This is a genomic window from Rhizobium sp. L51/94 (genome assembly GCF_019355555.1).
GTDB classification, from domain to species: Bacteria; Pseudomonadota; Alphaproteobacteria; order Rhizobiales; family Rhizobiaceae; genus Rhizobium; species Rhizobium rhododendri.
Genome location: NZ_CP072141.1, coordinates 63,430 through 81,962 on the forward strand (window position 1 = coordinate 63,430; position 18,533 = coordinate 81,962).

An 18,533-nucleotide genomic window follows, 5' to 3' on the forward strand; every position below is an offset into this window, starting at 1 on the left:
ATCTTCGTTGAATGACAGTGTCTGACAATATAACGGTCAAAAACAATTTGGCGCCTGAGGATAACTCTTCTTCGGCAGGCGGTCGCTGGGCGGCTGGCGAAGATCCGACGAAGCGCGAGCAGATCCTGGATGGCGCCCATCGCGTCTTCATGCGGCTCGGCTTCGACGCCTCGAGCATGAACGATGTAACGCGCGAAGCTGGCGTTTCAAAGGGCACGCTCTACGTTTATTTTGCCAACAAGGAAGAGCTGTTCACCGCAATCATCGAGCGGCAGCGTGCTACATTCATCGCCACGATGCGCATGGCTCTGGCGGAGCATGACGATCTCGAAGGGGGCCTCTACGACTTCGGCGTCACGTTCGTGCGGCATATGACCGACGAAAAGGTCATCACGGCGATGCGCACGGTGCTGGGTGTCCGCGAAAGAATGCCTGTCCTCTGCAAGCGGTTCTTCAAGGGACCAGAAAATCTGCGCACTGTCCTGCAGGACTTTCTGCTGCGGCACATGGCGGATGGCAAGCTGGAGATAGACGATCTCGACCTCGCGGCCGGGCAGTTTCTCGATCTTTCCAGCGGCACTTTCTTCAAACTTCGCCTGTTCGGAAGCATGGATGAGCCCCCTGAACAAGCGGAAATCGAGCGTGTGATCAATGGCGCGGTGAAAACCTTCCTCGCCGCCTATGGAAAGTCTTCAAAGCCTTCGTAAACCAAGGCGCCCTCGCGGCGCTTGCGCTCGAACTTCCAGTTCCTACATTAGCCCGGGTATTTTTCGCCGGTTTAGTCAATGTGGGGAACACGATCGATGCAGACACTGATGCCATTGCTACAGGATCCAAGCGCCTGGGTGGCGCTCGTCACACTCGTAGTGATGGAGGTGGTTCTCGGCATCGACAACCTGATCTTCATCTCGATTCTCACCAACAAGCTGCCACCTGAAAACCGCGACAAGGCCCGCAAGATCGGTATCGGCCTGGCTTTGATCATGCGCCTTGCGCTGCTGGGCACGGTCGCCTGGATCGTGCGCCTGACGGAACCGGTCTTCGATATCATGGGCCATGGCTTTTCCTGGAAGGACATCATCCTGATTGCCGGTGGCCTGTTCCTCCTGTGGAAGGCCACGAAGGAAATCCATCACAGCGTTGATCCCGTCGATCAGAACGGCGATTTCATCGCAAAGTCGACCACGACGGGCTTTGCCGCTGCCATCGGCCAGATCCTTCTGCTCGACCTCGTCTTCTCCGTTGACAGCATCATCACCGCCGTCGGCATGACGCCGCACATTCCGATCATGTTCGTGGCCGTCATCACCGCGGTCCTGGTCATGCTGCTGGCTGCAGCGCCGCTTGCCAACTTCATCGAGAAGAACCCTTCGATCGTCATGCTGGCGCTCGCCTTCCTGCTGATGATCGGCACCACCCTTATCGCCGACGGCATGGGCTTCCATGTACCGAAGGGCTACATCTACACCGCGATGGCATTTTCCGCCCTGGTGGAGATTCTCAACATGATGGTGCGCAACCGCAGGGAAAAATCCAAGACCCGGCACTGAGCCTACGGACCTTCCCGCAATAGACCGGCTCGGCGCTCGAAAGACTGCCGATCCGTCAGGCCAGCATGCCGCTCTGGCGCACCGGAAATCGGCGGTTTTTCTTGACCTCGACGGTTGAATATGTCCTAAGGCCAGCCAGACGGAAAATGGCTGGCCTGGCAGTGTTTTTGGCGCTGTTTTGAGGCTGTTTCCGAAACTCCGATCCGTGGCGCCGGCCAGTGCCCCGTCTGGATCTCCCGCACGTCATTACGGATAGACATCATGACCACTTCAGGCGTCCGCGTCCGCATCGCACCCTCCCCGACCGGCGAGCCCCATGTCGGCACGGCCTACATTGCGCTGTTCAACTATCTCTTTGCCAAGAAACACGGTGGCGAGTTCATCCTGCGCATCGAGGATACCGACGCTACCCGTTCGACGCCGGAATTCGAGACTAAGGTTCTGGATGCGTTGAAGTGGTGCGGGCTGGAATGGTCGGAAGGCCCTGACGTCGGCGGACCCTATGGGCCTTACCGCCAAAGTGACCGCAAGGACATGTACCAGCCCTACGCCGAGGAGCTTTTGCGCAAGGGCCACGCATTCCGCTGCTTCTGCACGCCGGAGCGCCTGACGGCAATGCGCGAAGCCCAGCGCGCAGCCGGCAAGCCGCCGAAATATGACGGTCACTGCCTTAACCTGTCCGCCGAGGAGGTAACCTCGCGCGTTGCATCGGGCGAAGCCTCCGTGGTGCGGATGAAAATCCCGACGGAAGGCTCCTGCGACTTCCACGACGGCGTCTATGGCGATGTCAGCATTCCGTGGGACAGTGTCGACATGCAGGTGCTGATGAAGGCCGACAACATGCCGACCTATCATATGGCAAACGTCATCGACGACCATCTGATGAAGATCACCCACGTCGCGCGCGGCGAGGAATGGTTGGCGTCCGTGCCGAAACACATACTGCTCTACCGCTATTTCGAGTGGGACCAGCCGGTGTTCATGCATCTCTCCCTGATGAGGAATGCCGACAAGTCGAAGCTGTCGAAGCGCAAGAACCCCACCTCGATTTCCTACTACACGGCACTCGGCTATATCCCGGAAGCGCTGATGAACTTTCTCGGCCTGTTTTTTATGCAGATCGGCGAAGGCGAGGAACTGCTCGATATCGAACAACTGGCTGCCAACTTCGATCCAGAGAACCTGTCCAAGGCCGGCGCCATCTTCGACATCCAGAAGCTGGACTGGCTGAACGGCCGCTGGCTGCGCGAGAAAATGTCGGAAGAGGAATTCAGCCGGCGCGTGCTCACCTGGGCGATGGAAAACAACCGCCTGCAGGACGGCCTGAAGCTGTCGCAGTCGCGCATCACCAAGCTCGGCGAGCTGCCGGACCTGATGGGCTTCCTGTTGAAATCCGATCTGCACCTCGATGCATCGGCCTTCGCCAAGATCAAATCGACGCCTGAAGAGCTGCTGGAAATCTTCAACACGGTGCAGCCGGATCTCGAAAAGATCCTCGAATGGAATGTCGAGTCCATCGAGGCCGAGCTGCGTGCCATCGCCGATCGCATGGGCAAGAAGCTGAAGGTCATCCTGGCGCCGCTCTTCGTTGCCATGTCCGGCTCGTCACGCTCGCTGCCGCTGTTCGACAGCATGTCGATCCTCGGCCGCTCCGTCGTGCGCCAGCGCCTGAAGCTCGCAGCCACTGTGGTGGCGACGATGGCCGGCAGCGGGAAATGAATGTGCTGGGAGGAGACACCTGTGTGTGTCCTCCCTCATTCCTGTGCTTGTCACAGGAATCCAGCCACGGCGCGTCTGCGCTGTGAGAGAATGAACGAACCATCCCACGTCCAAGGACTTGGACGTACTGGATTCCTGTGACAAGCACAGGAATGAGGGATACCGAAAGCAAAGCGCGCCCCGGCTACAGGAAATAGAACAATGTCCGACAACAAGACCGAAACTGCCCTGTCCTCCGATGCGACCGAAGTGCGCGCCCAGAAGCTGAAGCTGCTGCGCGAACAGGTGGGCGATGTCTATCCGGCGCATTTCCACCGGACCATGACGAACACCGAGCTGGCGGAGAAGTACAAGGACCTGGAGATCGACGTCGAAACGACCGACACGGTCACGGTCGCCGGTCGCGTCTACTCCTCGCGCAATTCCGGCATGTTCATGGACATCCATGACGCCGGCGGCAAGATCCAGATTTTCAGCCACAAGGACACCACGCCGGAAGAAGCCCGCGCCCTGCTGCCGATGATCGATATCGGCGACATCATCGGCGTGACCGGCGTCGTGCGTCGTACCAAGCGCGGCGAGCTGACGATCTCGGCCCGCGAGATCACCATGCTAACCAAGTCGTTGCTGCCGATGCCGGAAAAGTGGCATGGCCTGTCCGACATCGAGACCCGCTACCGCAAGCGTCACCTCGATATCATGACTAACGAGGACAGCAAGCTGCGCTTCCAGCAGCGCTCGAAGATTGTCTCCGGCATCCGCCGTTTCATGGAAAATGACGGCTTCATGGAAGTCGAGACGCCGATGCTGCATTCGGTCTATGGCGGCGCCACGGCCGAGCCCTTCAAGACCCACCACAACACACTGAAGCTCGACATGTACCTGCGCATCGCGCCGGAACTGTTCCTGAAGCGCACGCTGGTTTCAGGCCTGACCGACAAGGTCTTCGAGATCAACCGCAACTTCCGCAACGAAGGCGTCTCCACCCGGCACAATCCGGAATTCACGATGATGGAGTGCTATTGGGCCTATGCCGACTACGAGGACATCATGGACCTCGTCGAGCGGCTGTTCGAGACACTCGCCCTGTCCATCCACGGGACGACCGAGTTTGCCTTCGGCGACAAGCAGATCTCCTTCAAGGGCCCGTTCAAGCGCGTGCCCATGCCGGACGCCGTCAAGGAGGCCACTGGCATCGACTTCCTCGCCATGAAGACCGACGAGGAAGCCCGCAGCGCCGCCAAGGTTGCCGGCTTCGCCGTCGAGAAGGACTGGACCTGGGGCGAGTGCCTGGCTTTCATCTTCGAGGAGAAGGTCGAGGGCACATTGATCCAGCCAAGCCACGTCACCCATTTCCCGAAGGACATCTCGCCCTTCGCCAAGGAAGTGCCGGGCGAGCCGCGCCTTGTCGAGCGTTTCGAGACCTATTGCAACGCCTGGGAACTGGGCAACGCCTTCTCGGAACTGAACGATCCGGAAGAGCAGCGCAAGCGCATGGTCGAGCAGCTCGAGCAGGCCCATGCCCGCGGCGAAAAGGACAAACAACTGGACGACGAGTTCCTGGACGCAATCGACCAGGGCATGCCTCCGGCCGGTGGCCTCGGCATCGGCGTCGACCGCCTGATCATGCTTTTGACCAACGCCCCGTCGATCCGCGACATCATCCTCTTCCCGGCTCGCCGCGCCAAGGCTGACTAGATAACGCATATGTCGAAGCGCAGGGGGGGCGACCCCTGCGCCAACAGTCTATCGGCTTGTGCCTGTCACCTGCGGATCGGCCGGCAGGGTGGCCGCAACGGCTTCGCTCGTTGCGGGCAAGGCAGCGTTTACCTGCAGCGACGTGGGTATGATCTTCGGCTCGACCTTCACACCTATGAAACTGCCGGTACTGCCATGCTCCGGCTTGACGTCGGCTGCTGCAGGCGGATGCTCGGCTGGCGGTGCAACAGCCTCCGGTGATTTTTTCTCGCTGCTCTCGCTCTTCGCAGCGCCCTCGGCTGTCGGCGGGGTCTTCGGATGCTTGCCGCCTTCTGGCACCTTGGCAACTCCCGTGGTGACCGGGTCGGTACAGTCGCTGTGGTCTTTCAGGGAGGCCATCACGCCGTCGATATCCGTGCTCGTCATATCGACCCGGTCTCCGAAGAACAGGCCTTCGTCGCTGGCACCGCCATTGTAGTAGCGCGCTGTTATCGGCACCTCGACCGAGCCATCGGCAATCTTCTCAGGGTGGGGAATATAGACCACCGTGGCGCCAAGGGCGCGGCCGTGAATGTCGGACTGCAGTGTCGGTCCCTTCTTGTCGAGCACCACGACCTGAACCAGGTCCGGCTTCTGCGCATCATAGACGGCCTTTGCCACGCGCAATGCTGTCTTGACGCGCGTCAGACCGTCAGTCGCATCGGAGGTGATGTACTTGCGCAGCCAGACACGGTGATTCTTGCGGATCGTCACGAGATTGAGGTCGGTGCACTGCATGCCGTTGACGGATGTAGCGGAGGGGCCAAGCAGTCTGTCGCGACCGATATAGAGTGCGAATGCGCCGGAGGAGCCCATCAACAAGGCCACTCCGCCGACAATCATAACCAGCTTCCGGGGTCGCCGGAAAATGCGCAGTAAGGCCTTCAAGCCAACTGCTCCACCATAAAGCACTCCAACACCGCGATAGACACTCGCAAAGCTAGAGATATGACGTTTCAGAATACTTAAGGAGAGCGTAAAACGCCCCTCCATACAGCCACATTTCGATAAAACAGTCGCCGGAATTTCAGAAACGAAACCAATAGCTTCAAGTTTGTGCCGGATAGACGCATCCACCTGAGGCTGCTTCATTTCGAGGCGATTTACAACCTTATGATGCGTCGATGGCTTGCTTGCATTCGTTGATAGGTGACGCTGCGCCCTCCATCGCTCGTTGTACCGCGATCAGGCCGACCGACATCATCATACCGGCGCTGTTCTCAACCGCGCACGGTCCCGGCGGATAACGCGGTGCTGGTCACCTTGCTGTCGAATGTGGCATCCTAATATCTTGACCCCAGGCGACGGCCAGATCGCCGACGGCGGCAACCAATGAAAAGGGAGAACGTCATGGACACTGCAATGCTGATCGGGTCACGCTTCGAGGCCGGCACGGAAAATGAAGAACACGTTCTCAACCCGAAGACCGGCGAGACCGTGCTCGACCTCCCCGAAGCCTCGCTCAGTCAGGTCGACAAAGCCGTGGATGCTGCAGAAGCCGCCTTCAGGACATGGTCGCAGACCACGCCGGCCCAGCGTTCGGCTTACCTGCTGCGGATCGCCGACGCGATAGAGCGGGATGCCGAGGGCTTTGCAGCGCTCGAAGCGCTGAATTGCGGCAAACCGATCAACGCAGTCCTCAATGACGAGATACCGGCGATCGTCGATTGCTACCGCTTCTTTGCCGGTGCCGTGCGCAACCTGCACGGACCTGTGGCGGGTGAATATCTGCCCGGGCACACCTCGATGATCCGCCGCGACCCTGTCGGCATCGTCGGCTCCATCGCGCCCTGGAACTATCCCCTGATGATGATGGCATGGAAGCTTGCACCGGCGCTGGCCGGCGGCAACACGGTTGTGTTCAAGCCATCTGAACAGACACCGTTGTCCGCCCTGAAGATGGCGAAGCTGTTCGCCGAGATTTTGCCCGAGGGCGTGGTCAACGTCATCCTTGGACGCGGGGAGACGGTCGGCAGCGCGCTGATCAACCATCCGAAGATCGGCATGGTGTCGATCACCGGCGATATTGGCACCGGCAAGAAGGTTTTGGAGGCAGCTGCCAAGACGGTCAAGCGGACCCACCTCGAACTCGGCGGCAAGGCGCCAGTCATCATCTTCGACGATGCCGATATCGATGCAGTGGTGTCGGGCATTCGTACCTTCGGCTACTACAACGCCGGCCAAGACTGCACTGCGGCCTGCCGCATCTATGCCGACGCGAAAATATACGACAGGTTCGTCGCCGACCTGACCTCCGCCGTGTCATCCATCAAATTCAATCTTGCCGACGACACCGAGAACGAGATCGGACCTCTGATTTCGAAACGCCAGCGCGACAGGGTGGAAAGCTTCGTCGACCGTGCAGCGGAGCACAAGCACATGGAGATCACCACCGGGGGCAAGGTATCTGGCGATAGGGGCTTCTTCTACACGCCAACCGTCATCGCCGGCGCGACCCAGGCAGACGAGATCGTCCGCCGCGAGGTATTCGGGCCTGTTGTCTCCGTCACCCGCTTCACCGACGTCGACGACGCCGTCGCCTGGGCTAACGACAGCGACTATGGCCTTGCCTCATCCGTCTGGACAAAGGATATCGGTCGCGGGATGCAGACGGCGGCACGGCTGCAATACGGCTGCACCTGGATCAACACCCACTTCATGCTGACAAACGAGATGCCGCATGGCGGGATGAAGCAATCGGGCTATGGCAAGGACATGTCGATCTACGCGCTGGAAGACTACACCACGGTCCGCCACGTGATGATAAACCACGGATGAAGCGGCGATCTCGGCGCACTCCACGTCGGGTGCGCCGGTTGAATTCAGAGACAGTTGGAACTTTTCTTTCGCTGGCGCGTATCCCTGCGACAATTGGCGCAGAGGAAATTTTTCATGCTGAAATGGGCTCTTATATTCTTCGTTGTTTCGGTGATTGCCGGCTTCTTCGGTTTTTCAGGCGTATCCGCCGCGACGGCAACCATCGCACGCGTGCTGTTCGGCATCGCCCTGATCGTGTTCCTGATCTTTGTCGTTCTGGCCATCATGGCCGGCAACGCAATAGTCTAACGACCTGACTTTGCTCCGCCCCCCGGTTGGTCGGGCGGAGCATCTGACCTTCAAGGCAGGCAAGCGTCGAAGGTCAGCGTGAACCGCGTTTCTTCCGCGGAAGAGGCAACTGTCAACTCACCGCAATGAGCGCGCGCTATCTCGGATGCAATATAGAGCCCGAGACCAAGCCCCTGGTGGCTGGAATTTGCCGAAGCCCGCACAAAGGGCTTAAACAAGTGCTCGGCGATTTCGCCCGGTATGGGATCTCCGGGGTTTGCGACGGTGAGCTCGAACCGGCCATTCTCGACACGGGCGCCCACGTAAATTTCCCCATCCTCCGACCCGTGCGTCAACGCATTCGCAAGCAGGTTCGACAACAGCTGGCCTATGCGCGCCGGATCGCAGCGTACGCTGACGGCGCTTATGTCCGCCCGGATAATCCGGTCGGGATGGGTGGACGCTAGCTCGCTTATGACCTGCTCGATCATCGGCCGCACTGGCACCACCTGCATGTTTTCCACCAGCAGACCGCTGCCGAGACGTCCGCGTGCAAAGTCCAGTACGTCGTCGATCAGTCCGGACATGCGGCTGACACTCGCCTGCATCAGCTTCAGGATCGAACGCGACTTGTCATCGAGAGGCGAGCGCTGCAGGATTTTCGCACCGGCTTCGATTGAGGCCAGCGGGTTACGAAGATCGTGCCCGAGGACAGCGATGAATTCCTCTCGAAGTGCCGTATTTTCCTGCTCTGTCCGCAGCCTGTCCTCGCTGTCGAGAACGCGCTGGTTGGCATCGAGATGCAGCGCGATCAGGTCGGCGAACAGCCGGAACATGCTGATCGTCGATTGCGTGCTCAGTGTTCTCGGCACCCGGTCGATAGCGCAGAGCGTCCCAAAAAACGTGCCGTCGGGCAGGATGATCGGCATCGAGATATAGCTCTGCAGCCCGTACATCTGCGGCGTATGATGCATGGAAAACACCGGGTCTCTGGCAACGTCGTCGATAACTACCGGCTGGCGGTTCTCACGGATGTCGTGGCAGATCGTTGTCTCGACCTTCAATTCGCCGCCCGGCTCCAGGCCAAAGGCAATGTCGTCCCGCACGCCGCAGGCAATCCAGCGATCTTCTGTGACCCTGGCGACTGCCGCAAATCCCATGCCGGTGGTCTTGCAGACAACTTCGAGAATGGTGGGAACGGCATCGATCCGCGAGATGGCCCGGACTGAGGAGGTCGATAGCTCGTCTGACATTCCACGCTCACTCGCCACGCTTGAACAAGGCGCCTCCCGTTACGCTGCGGGAAGACAAACCAAATTTGACCTACACAGAACATTGGCCCTTGGATAGTAGTCAAGCCCGACAAATTGTTTGCCGGTACAGGGTCAAGCAAGTCTAGCGCTGCATTGCTGAAGTCGCTGCCCAAACAAGCCTAGATGAGGCTGGCACCGACATTGATCGCCAGTGCCAATATCGTGGTATTGAACAGGAACGACAATACGGAATGCAGCAGCGCAGTCTTGCGCATGGATGTCGTGGCAATAGCGACATCGGCAGTCTGCGATGCAACGCCGATCGTGAAGGTGAAATACAGGAAATCCCAATAATTGGGTTCCTTGATATCGTCGGGAAAGCGGATCGGCGGCTTGCCGCTGCTGTCTGCATAGAAACGGTGGGCATAGTGGGTGGTGAACAGCGTGTGCAGGAAGACCCACGAGATCAGGATCGTCAGAAACGCCGTCCCGGCATTCTCCAGGGCCTGCGCAGGAGAAGCATTCTTGACGCCGCTGAGTTCGATGCCGATACCCCCGATGCTCGCCACTGCGGCGGCTATCGACAGGCAAAGCACCAGAACGTCGGAAAAGTCGCAGTCGGCCGATCGCTGCCGGATGCGGCTGACGTTGGAGCGCAGCATGCGATACCAGGTGAAGGCGATGTAGACGACCGCGCCCCAGTTCCAGCTTGCCAGAAAGTTGCTGGCATTGAACTGCCGGGACGTCGTCAGCGCGAAGACGACCAGGCTGGTCAGGACAGCGAGTACGACGTTCAGATGCTTGCGCACCAGCATAACGACGGGCGATCGCGCCGCCCTTCGCTTTACACTCTGCTGCATGCCGGCGCTCCGTTCCTGGTCACATCGTCCTGATATACAGTGGCGGGGCAATCTGACAAGCCATCCGGCTCAAGCCACCGCACCAGCAAACATGTGCTGTCATCAGCAACTTCAGGGTCTACATCGGCCACCTACTGTCAGCCGGTCCAGCCGCCGTCCACAACCAGCGCCTGGCCCGTCGTGAAGCCCGATTCATCCCCGGCGAGATATGTCACCAAGGCAGCGATCTCTTCAGGCGTGGCGATGCGCCCCATCGGTTGGCGGGCAATGAAATCGGTCATGGCCTTGTCGTAGTCGCCGGTGGCCCGAAGGCGCTCATGAAGCGACGGGCTATCTACCGTGCCGGGGCAAATGGCGTTGGCACGAATGCCCTTGGCCACGAAATCGGCGGCAATAGACTTGGTCAGGCCGATCACGGCAGCTTTGGAGGCACAGTAGGCAAAGCGGTTCGGCACGCCCTTAACGCTTGAGGCGACCGATGCCATGTTGACGATGACACCCTTGCCCTTCTCCAGCATGCCCGGCAAGAATGTACGGCATGTTGTGTACATGGCCTTGGCATTGAGGTTGAAGGAGAAGTCCCAGTCTTTCTCCTCGCAGTCGAGGATGCTGCCCGCGTGGACGAAGCCGGCACAATTGAACAGCACGTCGATGGCGCCGATCTTGCTGGCAAATTCCTTGACGCGATCGCTGTCGAGCACATTGAGGACGTGGGTTTCGGCTTCCTCGAGGCTCGCCAGAGCCGCCTCGTTGATATCGGTCGCAATGACCCGGGCGCCAAGCCCGAGGAAGCGTTCGGCCGACGCGCGGCCGATGCCCTGCGCCGCCGCTGTGATCACGACGGTCTTGCCTTCCAGTCCGTGTCCCATATCGAATTTCCCTGTCCTAAGATCTGCCGGAACGCCTTAGCATCAAGCCGGGATCGTTTACACAATGAACGACTTGAGCCAGCCAGTTCGAACTCTATGCCCGCTGACGCGACAGCGTCCAGAGACATTCGCACGCCCGCTCAACAGCGATAATATCCACATATGCATGTTTGATTTATCTGTAAACGCCACATTGTCCAGCGTCAAGGTAGCAGCCCATCGCTTGCAAACGCCATCCATTCATATATGAAAGTTTTCAGTCAAATTGCAGTGACAGGGATGAGATGGCCAGCGCTGACGAGGAAGGTGACCGGTACAGAGCCCCGGCACTCGACAAGGGTCTCGATATTCTGGAGCTTCTGGCACGCATCGACGGCGGCCTGACACAGGCGGAGATCGCCAAGCATCTCGGCAAGAGCCCCAACGAATTCTACCGCATGCTTGATCGACTGGTGCGGCGCGGCTATGTCCAGCGACAGGAAGGCGACCGCTTTTTACTGACGCTGAAGCTGTTCGGGCTGGCACATTTTCATGCCCCCGTGCGCCGGCTTGTGTCGTTCTCGACGCCGCTGATGCGCGAATTTGCCAACCGCGCCGAACAGGCCTGCCACCTGGCGGTCTTTGATCGCGGTTCCGTCGCCATTATCGCCCAGCAGGATTCGCCGACCTATTGGGGGATCTCGATCCGGGTCGGCGCCCAGATCAGCTTGTTCAACACCGGCTCCGGCCATGTGCTGCTCGCTTTCCGCGACGAAAAGCAGCGACAGATGATGATCGACGAGCAGCAGCGCCGCGACGATGATGTCGCCATGCCCGGCGATCTCATCGGGCGGCTGCAGGTCATCAGGGAGCGCGGCTTCGAGACCATGGACAGCCTGCAGACGACAGGCGTCCGCAACATTTCCGCGCCCATATTGGCGCGAGATGGTAACGCGCTGGCCGCTCTTACCTGTCCCTATATCCAGCCGGTCAGCGACAAGGCACCCAGCTTCGACCAGGTCATAGCGTTTGTACGCGCCGCAGCAGCGGAGATTTCCGAGACGGTTGCCGGAATGGTGGACGAGGCAGGTTGATAACTCTTATATGAATACCCTATTCTTCCGTGAAAAGCCTGACGGCACATCCGGAGGAAACCATGCTGTTCGATAGCCATCTTCATATCGTCGACCGGACAAGGCTGAACTACCCCTGGCTCGCCGGCTCAGGCGCGCTCAACCGTGACAGTCTCTACGACGATTATGCCCTCGAAGCAAAACGGTGCGGCATCACCGGCGTCCTGCACATGGAGGTCGACGTCGATCCATCCGACATTGAGCCGGAAACAGAGTATGTGCGCGAGCTCGGCGCTCGGTCGGACAGTCTCATCCGCGGCGCGATTGCAGCTTGTCGCCCGGAGGACACCGACTTTCCGTGGTACCTCGAGCGTGTGCTAGCCGATCCTTTCGTCAAAGGCCTGCGTCGCGTCCTGCATGTCGTTCCCGACGAGTTGTCCACGCGTCCGCTCTTTCGCGAAAACCTCAGCCTCATGGCGGAGACGAGGCTGACCTTCGACCTCTGCGTCCTGCCGCATCAGATCGAGCATGCGATAGCACTCGTCGACCTCAACACGGAAGTCCGCTTCATCCTTGATCATTGTGGGGTCCCAGCCATCAAGGATAGCATGAGCGAAGCCTGGCAAAACGGCATCCGGGAAATTGCACGCCGTCAGAATGTCAGCGTGAAGATTTCCGGCGTCGTCGCCTATGCCGATCCGCAAAGCTGGACGGTGGAGACTTTGAGGCCCTTCATCGAGCACTCGATTGCATGTTTCGGATGGGATCGTGTCATCTGGGGCAGCGACTGGCCAGTCTGCACCCTCGGCGGAGGGCTATCGACCTGGGTGGCTGCAACCCACGCCCTCATCGCCGGCTGCAGCGAAAGCGAGCGGGCACGGCTCTATCGGCAGAATGCCCAACGGCTCTGGAACCTGTGAACCGACCGCAAAGAAACAGGCCTGGCTGCGTGCTGCGACCAGGCCTTCGAGATCATAGTTCAGTCGTGACGCTTAAGCGGCCTTCAGTTCCTTGGAGACCATTTCACGCAGTGTCACCAGATCCTTGCCGAACTGGCGAATGCCTTCGGCAAGCTTTTCAGTGGCCATGGCGTCTTCGTTCATCATCCAGCGGAAAGTCTTTTCATCGACGTTTAGCTTCGGCGTTGCCTTCTTGACATCCGGCGAAAGCTTGCGCTCGAGCTTGCCTTCGTCCTTTGCGAGTTCGTCGAGCAGGTTCGGGCTGATCGTCAGGCGGTCGCAGCCGGCAAGTGCCGCCACTTCCTCGGCGCTGCGGAACGAAGCGCCCATGACGATCGTGTTGATGTCGTTGGCTTTGTAGTAGTTGTAGATTTCACGAACCGAGATGACGCCTGGATCTTCTTCCGAGGTGTAGTCCTTGCCGGTCGACTTCTTGTACCAGTCGAGAATACGGCCGACGAACGGCGAGATCAGGAACACCTTTGCATCGGCGCAGGCAGCAGCCTGGGCCATGCTGAACAGCAGCGTCAGATTGCAGTCGATGCCTTCCTTCTGAAGGACTTCGGCAGCCCGGATGCCTTCCCATGTGGACGCCAGCTTGATCAGGATACGATCCTTCTCGATGCCGCGCTCCTTATAGCCGGCAACGATGGCATGCGCCTTCTCGATCGAGGCCTTGGTGTCGAACGAAAGGTCGGCGTTGACTTCGGTAGAAACGCGGCCGGGTACCAGCTTCGACAGCGCGGCGCCGACGGAAACCGCCAGGCGGTCGGCAACAGCTTCTGCAACGGCCTCGGACGAACCCGACTGCTTCTTGCCCCAGGCAACGGCTTCCTTGATATCGTCGGCAAACATCGGCGTGCCGAGCGCCTTCAGGACGATCGATGGGTTTGTCGTGCAATCCACTGGCTTCAGGCGCGCGACGGCCTCGATGTCGCCGGTATCGGCGACGACGGTCGTCATTTCGCGAAGTTGGTCAAGCTTGGAAGTCATGATGAATATCCTTGTTGATTTCGAACTGAGGACCGACGCCGTCTTGCGTGGCGAACGGTAAGGTTGGCAGGCCCTCCCCGACGCAAGTAAACGAGAGGGCAGTGACGATGTTCCCGCGGACGCAAGGGTTTCGCAGATGTATGGCGCGGGCTTTAGGATATGCCGGGGGAGCCATGCGGTGCAAGCGCGGAACTATGTTCCCGGCATCGCCGCTCCAGCACGCAATCATAACATCTGCCCGCAGATTGCCCTCCTCGCTGGACAAGAGACTCGGTTTTCCAAGGTGGATATCACCGCTCCACCAATGAAAAGTCAAGGACATTTGTGCATTTCAATTGACATAAGTCTCATGTCGCCCAATATCAACCCTGAAAAGCCGGGGTAGCGGCAAACAACATGCACGCGACGTCCGCCAATGTCATCGTGGCGGCAAATTCTCGGCGGCCTTGTTGCCGGAGGACATATGGCCAAGCTCAGACGTGGAACCCACATCGCCTATTCAGAAACGGCATCGCTGCGCCTGAGGGCTGCCTGGCTCTACTACAACCAGAGCCTGACGCAGAAGGACGTAGCCGAGCAGCTCGGCATCAGCCGCACCACCGTCATCCGCCTGCTCGACGAGGCGCGACGGCGCAGCGAGGTGCAGATCTGGATCAACGACGGCATCGACGATTGCGTCGAGCTGTCCATCAAGCTGGAACGTGCTTTCGGGCTGGACGAAGCGATTGTCGTGCCGACGCCCGCAGGCGGCGGCGTCGATGCCCAGGCAAAGTGCGTCGGCCTGGCGCTCGGACAGTTCCTGACCGAAGCCATCCCCGACGATTATACCATCGGTGTCGGCTGGGGCCGGACGATGACGGCATCGCTCGGCAGTTTCCGCCCACCACGCCGCGACAATTGCAAGGTGGTCTCGCTGCTCGGCGGCATCGTTGCCGTCCAGCAGACCAATCCGATCGACTATACGTGGCGACTGGCAAGCCAGCTCGGCGCCGAATGCTACATGTTTCTAGCACCGCTGCTGGTCGACTCGATCGAGACGAAGAGAAACTTGATCGAGAAATGCGGCCTCGAAGCTATCTACCGGCTGGCGGAAAACCTAGATCTGGCCATCGTCAGCTGCGGCGATATCGGCCCGCACTCCACATCGCTCTCGGAAGGCTTCATATCCAAGGCCGAACTCGATGAGCTCATCGCTGCCGGCTGCGTCTGCGACACCATGTTCAATTTCCTCGATGCCGACGGAAACTCCGTCGACCACACCATTAACAGCCGGGTGATGTCCGTCGATCTCGATACCCTGAAGAAAGCAAAGCACATCGTTCTCGCCTGCGGCGGCGCGCACCGGGCGACGGCCATCCATGCCACGATCAGGCGTATCGGCTGCAACACGCTCATCACCGACGAAAGTGCAGCGCGAGAGCTGCTCGGCCGCATGGAGCCGGTTGCCGCCTGACCTCAGGCCTTGCCGGCTTCCCAGCCGAGCATCGCACGTTTGCGCGTCAGCCCCCAATGGTAACCGGTCAGCGCCCCGCCCTTGCCCAGCGCGCGATGGCAGGGAACGACGAACGAAATCGGATTTCGGCCGATTGCCCCACCGACTGCCCGCATCGCTGTCGGCTGGCCGATATCCCGGGCGATGTCCGAGTAGGTCATTGCCTTGCCGAAGGGAATTTTCAAAAGACTTTCCCAGACGCGCACCTGAAAATCGGACCCGATCAATACGACACGCAGCGGCTGGTCCGCAGACCATTGGCTCGGCTCGAAAATACGCTTGGCAAAGGGCGCCGTTGCCTGGCTGTCCTCGACATACCGGGCGTTCGGCCAGCGGCAAGTCATGTCCTCGAGACAGGCGGCCTCGCTGCCGGTATCGCTGAACGCCAGGCCGGCCAGACCTCGATCGGTGACCATGACCAGCGCCATGCCGAACGGGCTGGCATGGAAGCCGTAGCGGATGGTTAGCCCCCCGCCCTTCGCCTTCCATTCCCCCGGCGACATCGCCTCGTGGGTGACAAACAGGTCGTGCAGCCGGCTCGGGCCGGAAAGGCCGACCTCGATCGACGCCTCGAGCAAAGGCAGCGCTTCCTGCCGCAGCAGCCGCTTGGCGTGATCCAGCGTTACCGCCTGCAGGAAGGCCTTGGGCGACAACCCGGCCCACCGGGTGAATGTCTTCTGCAACTGTGTCGGCGATTGCCCCAGCCGCGCGGAGAGATCTTCCAGGGACGGCTGGTCGCGATAATCCTCGGTGATCAGCTCGATGACGCTGCGCACGACCTCGTAGTCGGATCCTTCCGGGGTAAAGTCTTTCGTAAGCAGCGGCGCCATGTTCATCATCGGTCTCCTTGCGGCCATGATGAGGGTTCGCCACCCGTCTCGCCACCCGTTTCTTGCACCGACGCTAAATTCGACGTTTCACGGTCGCAAGTGCTGCCCGGAAGGCCTTGGCAAAGCTTTCGCGATCCTCTGGGTTAAGAAACGACCCGACATCCGCCCGCCGCCCCTCGCCCGACACATGCATGGAGCGGATACCGACGCCGGGCTCCCGCCGAACCAGGAAGCGTAGCCAGAACGGGTTGAAACGATGCTCGACGGAGCGACCGGAGGCCAGCACCTTGCGGATGGAGACATCGGTGCGGGACACCTTGACCTCTTCGCGGACACCGCCCGACCGATAGTTCAGCCAGAAGGCGCCATAGAGAAGCAGGAAATCCGCACCGAGGAAAAAACCGATCGGCCACGCGCCGCTGGCAACGAACAGGCCGCCATAAAAGAGGCTGAGAAAGCCGGCCATGGCGAGCATGACCTTGAAGCCCTTTCGGCCGAGCGAGCGATGCGGAAAAAGCTCCGCAGAAAAAACCAGCTTTTCTTCCGGCGCCCCGCCGTTGCCATCCGTCATAATCCGCGATTATAGGTCTTTGATGGCAAATCCCAAGATCAAATCCGGCCTTCCGGCCCCGAAAAAGGCCCTTGCGACAGCACGCCGCAAGCCCTCGTTCCGCAGCGTCTATCCGAAGACGGAAATCGACGAGATCTTCCGTCGCTTCTCGATCCAGCGGCCTGAGCCAAAGGGCGAACTGGAGCACGTCAATCCCTTCACCCTGCTCGTTGCCGTGGCACTGTCAGCGCAGGCGACTGATGTCGGTGTCAACAAGGCGACACACGCCCTGTTCGCCATCGCCGATACCCCCCAGAAGATGCTCGACCTCGGCGAGGATCGAATCCGCGACTATATCCGCACGATCGGCCTCTATCGCAACAAGGCGAAAAACGTCGTCGCCCTGTCTGCAAAGCTGATCAGCGATTTCGGCGGCGAGGTGCCCCAGACCCGCGAAGAGCTGGTGACACTGCCGGGCGTCGGCCGCAAGACCGCAAATGTCGTGCTATCCATGGCCTTCGGCCATTCCACCATGGCCGTCGACACGCACATCTTTCGTATCGGCAACCGCATCCGGCTCGCACCCGGCAAGACGCCGGACGAAGTCGAGCAGCGGCTGATGAAGGTTATTCCAGACCACTATCTCTACCACGCCCACCACTGGCTTATCCTGCACGGTCGCTACGTCTGCAAGGCCAGGCGGCCGGAATGCGAACATTGCATCATTGCTGACCTCTGTCGCTCGCCGGAAAAAAGCTGCGACATCCCGGCGCCGCTTGTACCCCTACCGCCGCAATTCGTCGGAGAATGAGGGGTCGCGGAGGGTCAGCCGCTTGTGCAGATGAACCATCATGGCGCCAGCAAACAGCGGCGTCAGCAGGTTGACGAACGGAATGGTCAGAAACGCTGCAATCACCAGCCCGGCCAGGAAAACCGTGGACGCATTCTTCTTTCGAAAATTCCGGGCCTGCTGCGGCGAGCGAAAGCGGCTGGCGGCGAATTCGAAAAATTCGCGGCCGAGTAAGTAGCCGTTAACCAGGAAGAAGGCGACGAGATTGACCCCCGGCACGATCAGCAGAATAAGCGCTATGCCGTTGCCGACGATGAGCACGCCGAGGAACTTGATCGAACTGACCATGGCAGGGCCGAAGGGCATCGCTTTGCCGGGGGCATCGAGCGGATAGTCCTGGCGCTCGACGACCTCGGCGACGTCATCCAGGAACAGCCCGGCGACCAGCCCCGCCACCGGCGCCAGCAGGAAGGCCGCGCCAAGGCCCACGACTGCCGCCAGCGCCACGGCCAGCCAGTCGACCCAGGCAGGCAGTCCTGAGAAAAAGTAGTGCAGTAAAGACACCCCGTAGGTGGCGACAAGCGCCTGCAAAGCTAGCCAGAAGCAGATCAGGACGGCGATGGAGAGGCCGAGTACTTTCCAGACCACCCGGCGCATGTCCGGTGCCAGCAGATTGGCAACCGCCAGGCGTGCAGATTCTATGATCATGGATGACATTCTCGCGTAAAAGGCTTTTGATCTATGTAAGGGAGGCTAGGCACTCCGACAAGAACTCGGTGTGTACAAGCAACGCCAACATTGTAATAAAGGCTGCACTAATATAAAATGAATGAT

The 18,533-nt window shown here is 59.8% G+C and carries 18 protein-coding genes; 10 read left to right on the forward strand and 8 right to left on the reverse strand.

Features of this window, described 5'->3' with window-relative positions; all coding sequences use genetic code 11:
* Nucleotides 1–11 precede the first annotated feature (11 nt).
* The 4 genes from J5274_RS00295 (at nucleotide 12) to lysS (ending at nucleotide 4,967) form a co-directional block, all read left to right on the forward strand.
* A complete protein-coding gene (locus J5274_RS00295) occupies nucleotides 12–707 on the forward strand; it encodes a TetR/AcrR family transcriptional regulator (protein ID WP_142830413.1) in 696 nt (231 codons plus the stop codon).
* A gap of 96 nt (nucleotides 708–803) precedes the next feature.
* The gene (locus J5274_RS00300; RefSeq protein WP_142830411.1) at nucleotides 804–1,550 is read left to right on the forward strand and encodes a TerC family protein; all 747 of its coding nucleotides are present in this window, start codon (nucleotides 804–806) and stop codon (nucleotides 1,548–1,550) included.
* A gap of 261 nt (nucleotides 1,551–1,811) precedes the next feature.
* Complete coding sequence (gene gltX / locus J5274_RS00305) at nucleotides 1,812–3,269, forward strand: glutamate--tRNA ligase (RefSeq protein WP_142830409.1); 1,458 nt, start codon at nucleotides 1,812–1,814, stop codon at nucleotides 3,267–3,269.
* Nucleotides 3,270–3,470: 201 nt separating this feature from the next.
* Complete coding sequence (gene lysS / locus J5274_RS00310) at nucleotides 3,471–4,967, forward strand: lysine--tRNA ligase (protein WP_142830405.1); 1,497 nt, start codon at nucleotides 3,471–3,473, stop codon at nucleotides 4,965–4,967.
* A 48-nt stretch (nucleotides 4,968–5,015) separates the two neighbouring features.
* Here lysS and J5274_RS00315 read toward each other — a convergent pair whose 3' ends face one another.
* Entirely contained in the window at nucleotides 5,016–5,849 is an 834-nt protein-coding gene (locus J5274_RS00315) for a hypothetical protein (RefSeq protein ID WP_219274715.1), read from the reverse strand.
* 507 nt (nucleotides 5,850–6,356) lie between these two features.
* On the opposite strand from J5274_RS00315, the gene J5274_RS00320 reads away from it, so the two are divergent.
* A complete protein-coding gene (locus tag J5274_RS00320) occupies nucleotides 6,357–7,784 on the forward strand; it encodes a gamma-aminobutyraldehyde dehydrogenase (protein WP_142830403.1) in 1,428 nt (475 codons plus the stop codon).
* A 114-nt stretch (nucleotides 7,785–7,898) separates the two neighbouring features.
* The gene (locus J5274_RS00325) at nucleotides 7,899–8,072 is read left to right on the forward strand and encodes a DUF1328 domain-containing protein (RefSeq protein WP_111218870.1); all 174 of its coding nucleotides are present in this window, start codon (nucleotides 7,899–7,901) and stop codon (nucleotides 8,070–8,072) included.
* A gap of 50 nt (nucleotides 8,073–8,122) precedes the next feature.
* Here J5274_RS00325 and J5274_RS00330 read toward each other — a convergent pair whose 3' ends face one another.
* The 3 genes from J5274_RS00330 to J5274_RS00340 form a co-directional block, all read right to left on the reverse strand.
* On the reverse strand, nucleotides 8,123–9,304 hold the full coding sequence (locus J5274_RS00330) for a HAMP domain-containing sensor histidine kinase (RefSeq protein ID WP_142830402.1): 1,182 nt from the start codon (nucleotides 9,302–9,304) through the stop codon (nucleotides 8,123–8,125).
* Nucleotides 9,305–9,483: 179 nt separating this feature from the next.
* Nucleotides 9,484–10,164, reverse strand: coding sequence for a DUF1345 domain-containing protein (locus J5274_RS00335; protein ID WP_219274716.1), 681 nt, complete (start codon nucleotides 10,162–10,164; stop codon nucleotides 9,484–9,486).
* A gap of 137 nt (nucleotides 10,165–10,301) precedes the next feature.
* Complete coding sequence (locus tag J5274_RS00340; RefSeq protein ID WP_219274717.1) at nucleotides 10,302–11,033, reverse strand: SDR family oxidoreductase; 732 nt, start codon at nucleotides 11,031–11,033, stop codon at nucleotides 10,302–10,304.
* A 284-nt stretch (nucleotides 11,034–11,317) separates the two neighbouring features.
* On the opposite strand from J5274_RS00340, the gene J5274_RS00345 reads away from it, so the two are divergent.
* Entirely contained in the window at nucleotides 11,318–12,106 is a 789-nt protein-coding gene (locus J5274_RS00345) for an IclR family transcriptional regulator (RefSeq protein ID WP_142830396.1), read from the forward strand.
* Between the two features lie 62 nt (nucleotides 12,107–12,168).
* Complete coding sequence (locus tag J5274_RS00350) at nucleotides 12,169–13,005, forward strand: amidohydrolase (protein WP_219274718.1); 837 nt, start codon at nucleotides 12,169–12,171, stop codon at nucleotides 13,003–13,005.
* Between the two features lie 72 nt (nucleotides 13,006–13,077).
* Here J5274_RS00350 and tal read toward each other — a convergent pair whose 3' ends face one another.
* Nucleotides 13,078–14,037, reverse strand: a complete 960-nt coding sequence (gene tal / locus J5274_RS00355) for a transaldolase (protein WP_142830392.1) — start codon at nucleotides 14,035–14,037, stop codon at nucleotides 13,078–13,080.
* A 463-nt stretch (nucleotides 14,038–14,500) separates the two neighbouring features.
* Here tal and J5274_RS00360 point away from each other — a divergent pair, with 463 nt between their 5' ends.
* Nucleotides 14,501–15,490: a sugar-binding transcriptional regulator gene (locus J5274_RS00360; RefSeq protein WP_142830390.1), complete on the forward strand. Its 990-nt coding sequence runs from the start codon at nucleotides 14,501–14,503 to the stop codon at nucleotides 15,488–15,490.
* A gap of 2 nt (nucleotides 15,491–15,492) precedes the next feature.
* On the opposite strand, the gene J5274_RS00365 is transcribed toward J5274_RS00360, so the two are convergent.
* Both J5274_RS00365 and J5274_RS00370 read right to left on the reverse strand, forming a co-directional pair.
* Nucleotides 15,493–16,365 carry a bifunctional helix-turn-helix domain-containing protein/methylated-DNA--[protein]-cysteine S-methyltransferase gene (locus tag J5274_RS00365; RefSeq protein ID WP_142830388.1) on the reverse strand — a complete coding sequence of 291 codons (873 nt, stop codon included), beginning with the start codon at nucleotides 16,363–16,365 and terminating at the stop codon, nucleotides 15,493–15,495.
* Nucleotides 16,366–16,432: 67 nt separating this feature from the next.
* Entirely contained in the window at nucleotides 16,433–16,930 is a 498-nt protein-coding gene (locus J5274_RS00370) for a DUF2244 domain-containing protein (protein WP_142830387.1), read from the reverse strand.
* Between the two features lie 22 nt (nucleotides 16,931–16,952).
* Between J5274_RS00370 and nth the strand changes: the two genes are divergently transcribed.
* Complete coding sequence (gene nth, locus J5274_RS00375) at nucleotides 16,953–17,720, forward strand: endonuclease III (RefSeq protein ID WP_142830385.1); 768 nt, start codon at nucleotides 16,953–16,955, stop codon at nucleotides 17,718–17,720.
* Here nth and J5274_RS00380 read toward each other — a convergent pair.
* A complete protein-coding gene (locus J5274_RS00380; RefSeq protein ID WP_142830383.1) occupies nucleotides 17,694–18,407 on the reverse strand; it encodes a sulfate transporter family protein in 714 nt (237 codons plus the stop codon). The two genes, nth and J5274_RS00380, sit on opposite strands and share 27 nt — an antisense overlap.
* Between the last annotated feature and the right edge of the window lie 126 nt (nucleotides 18,408–18,533).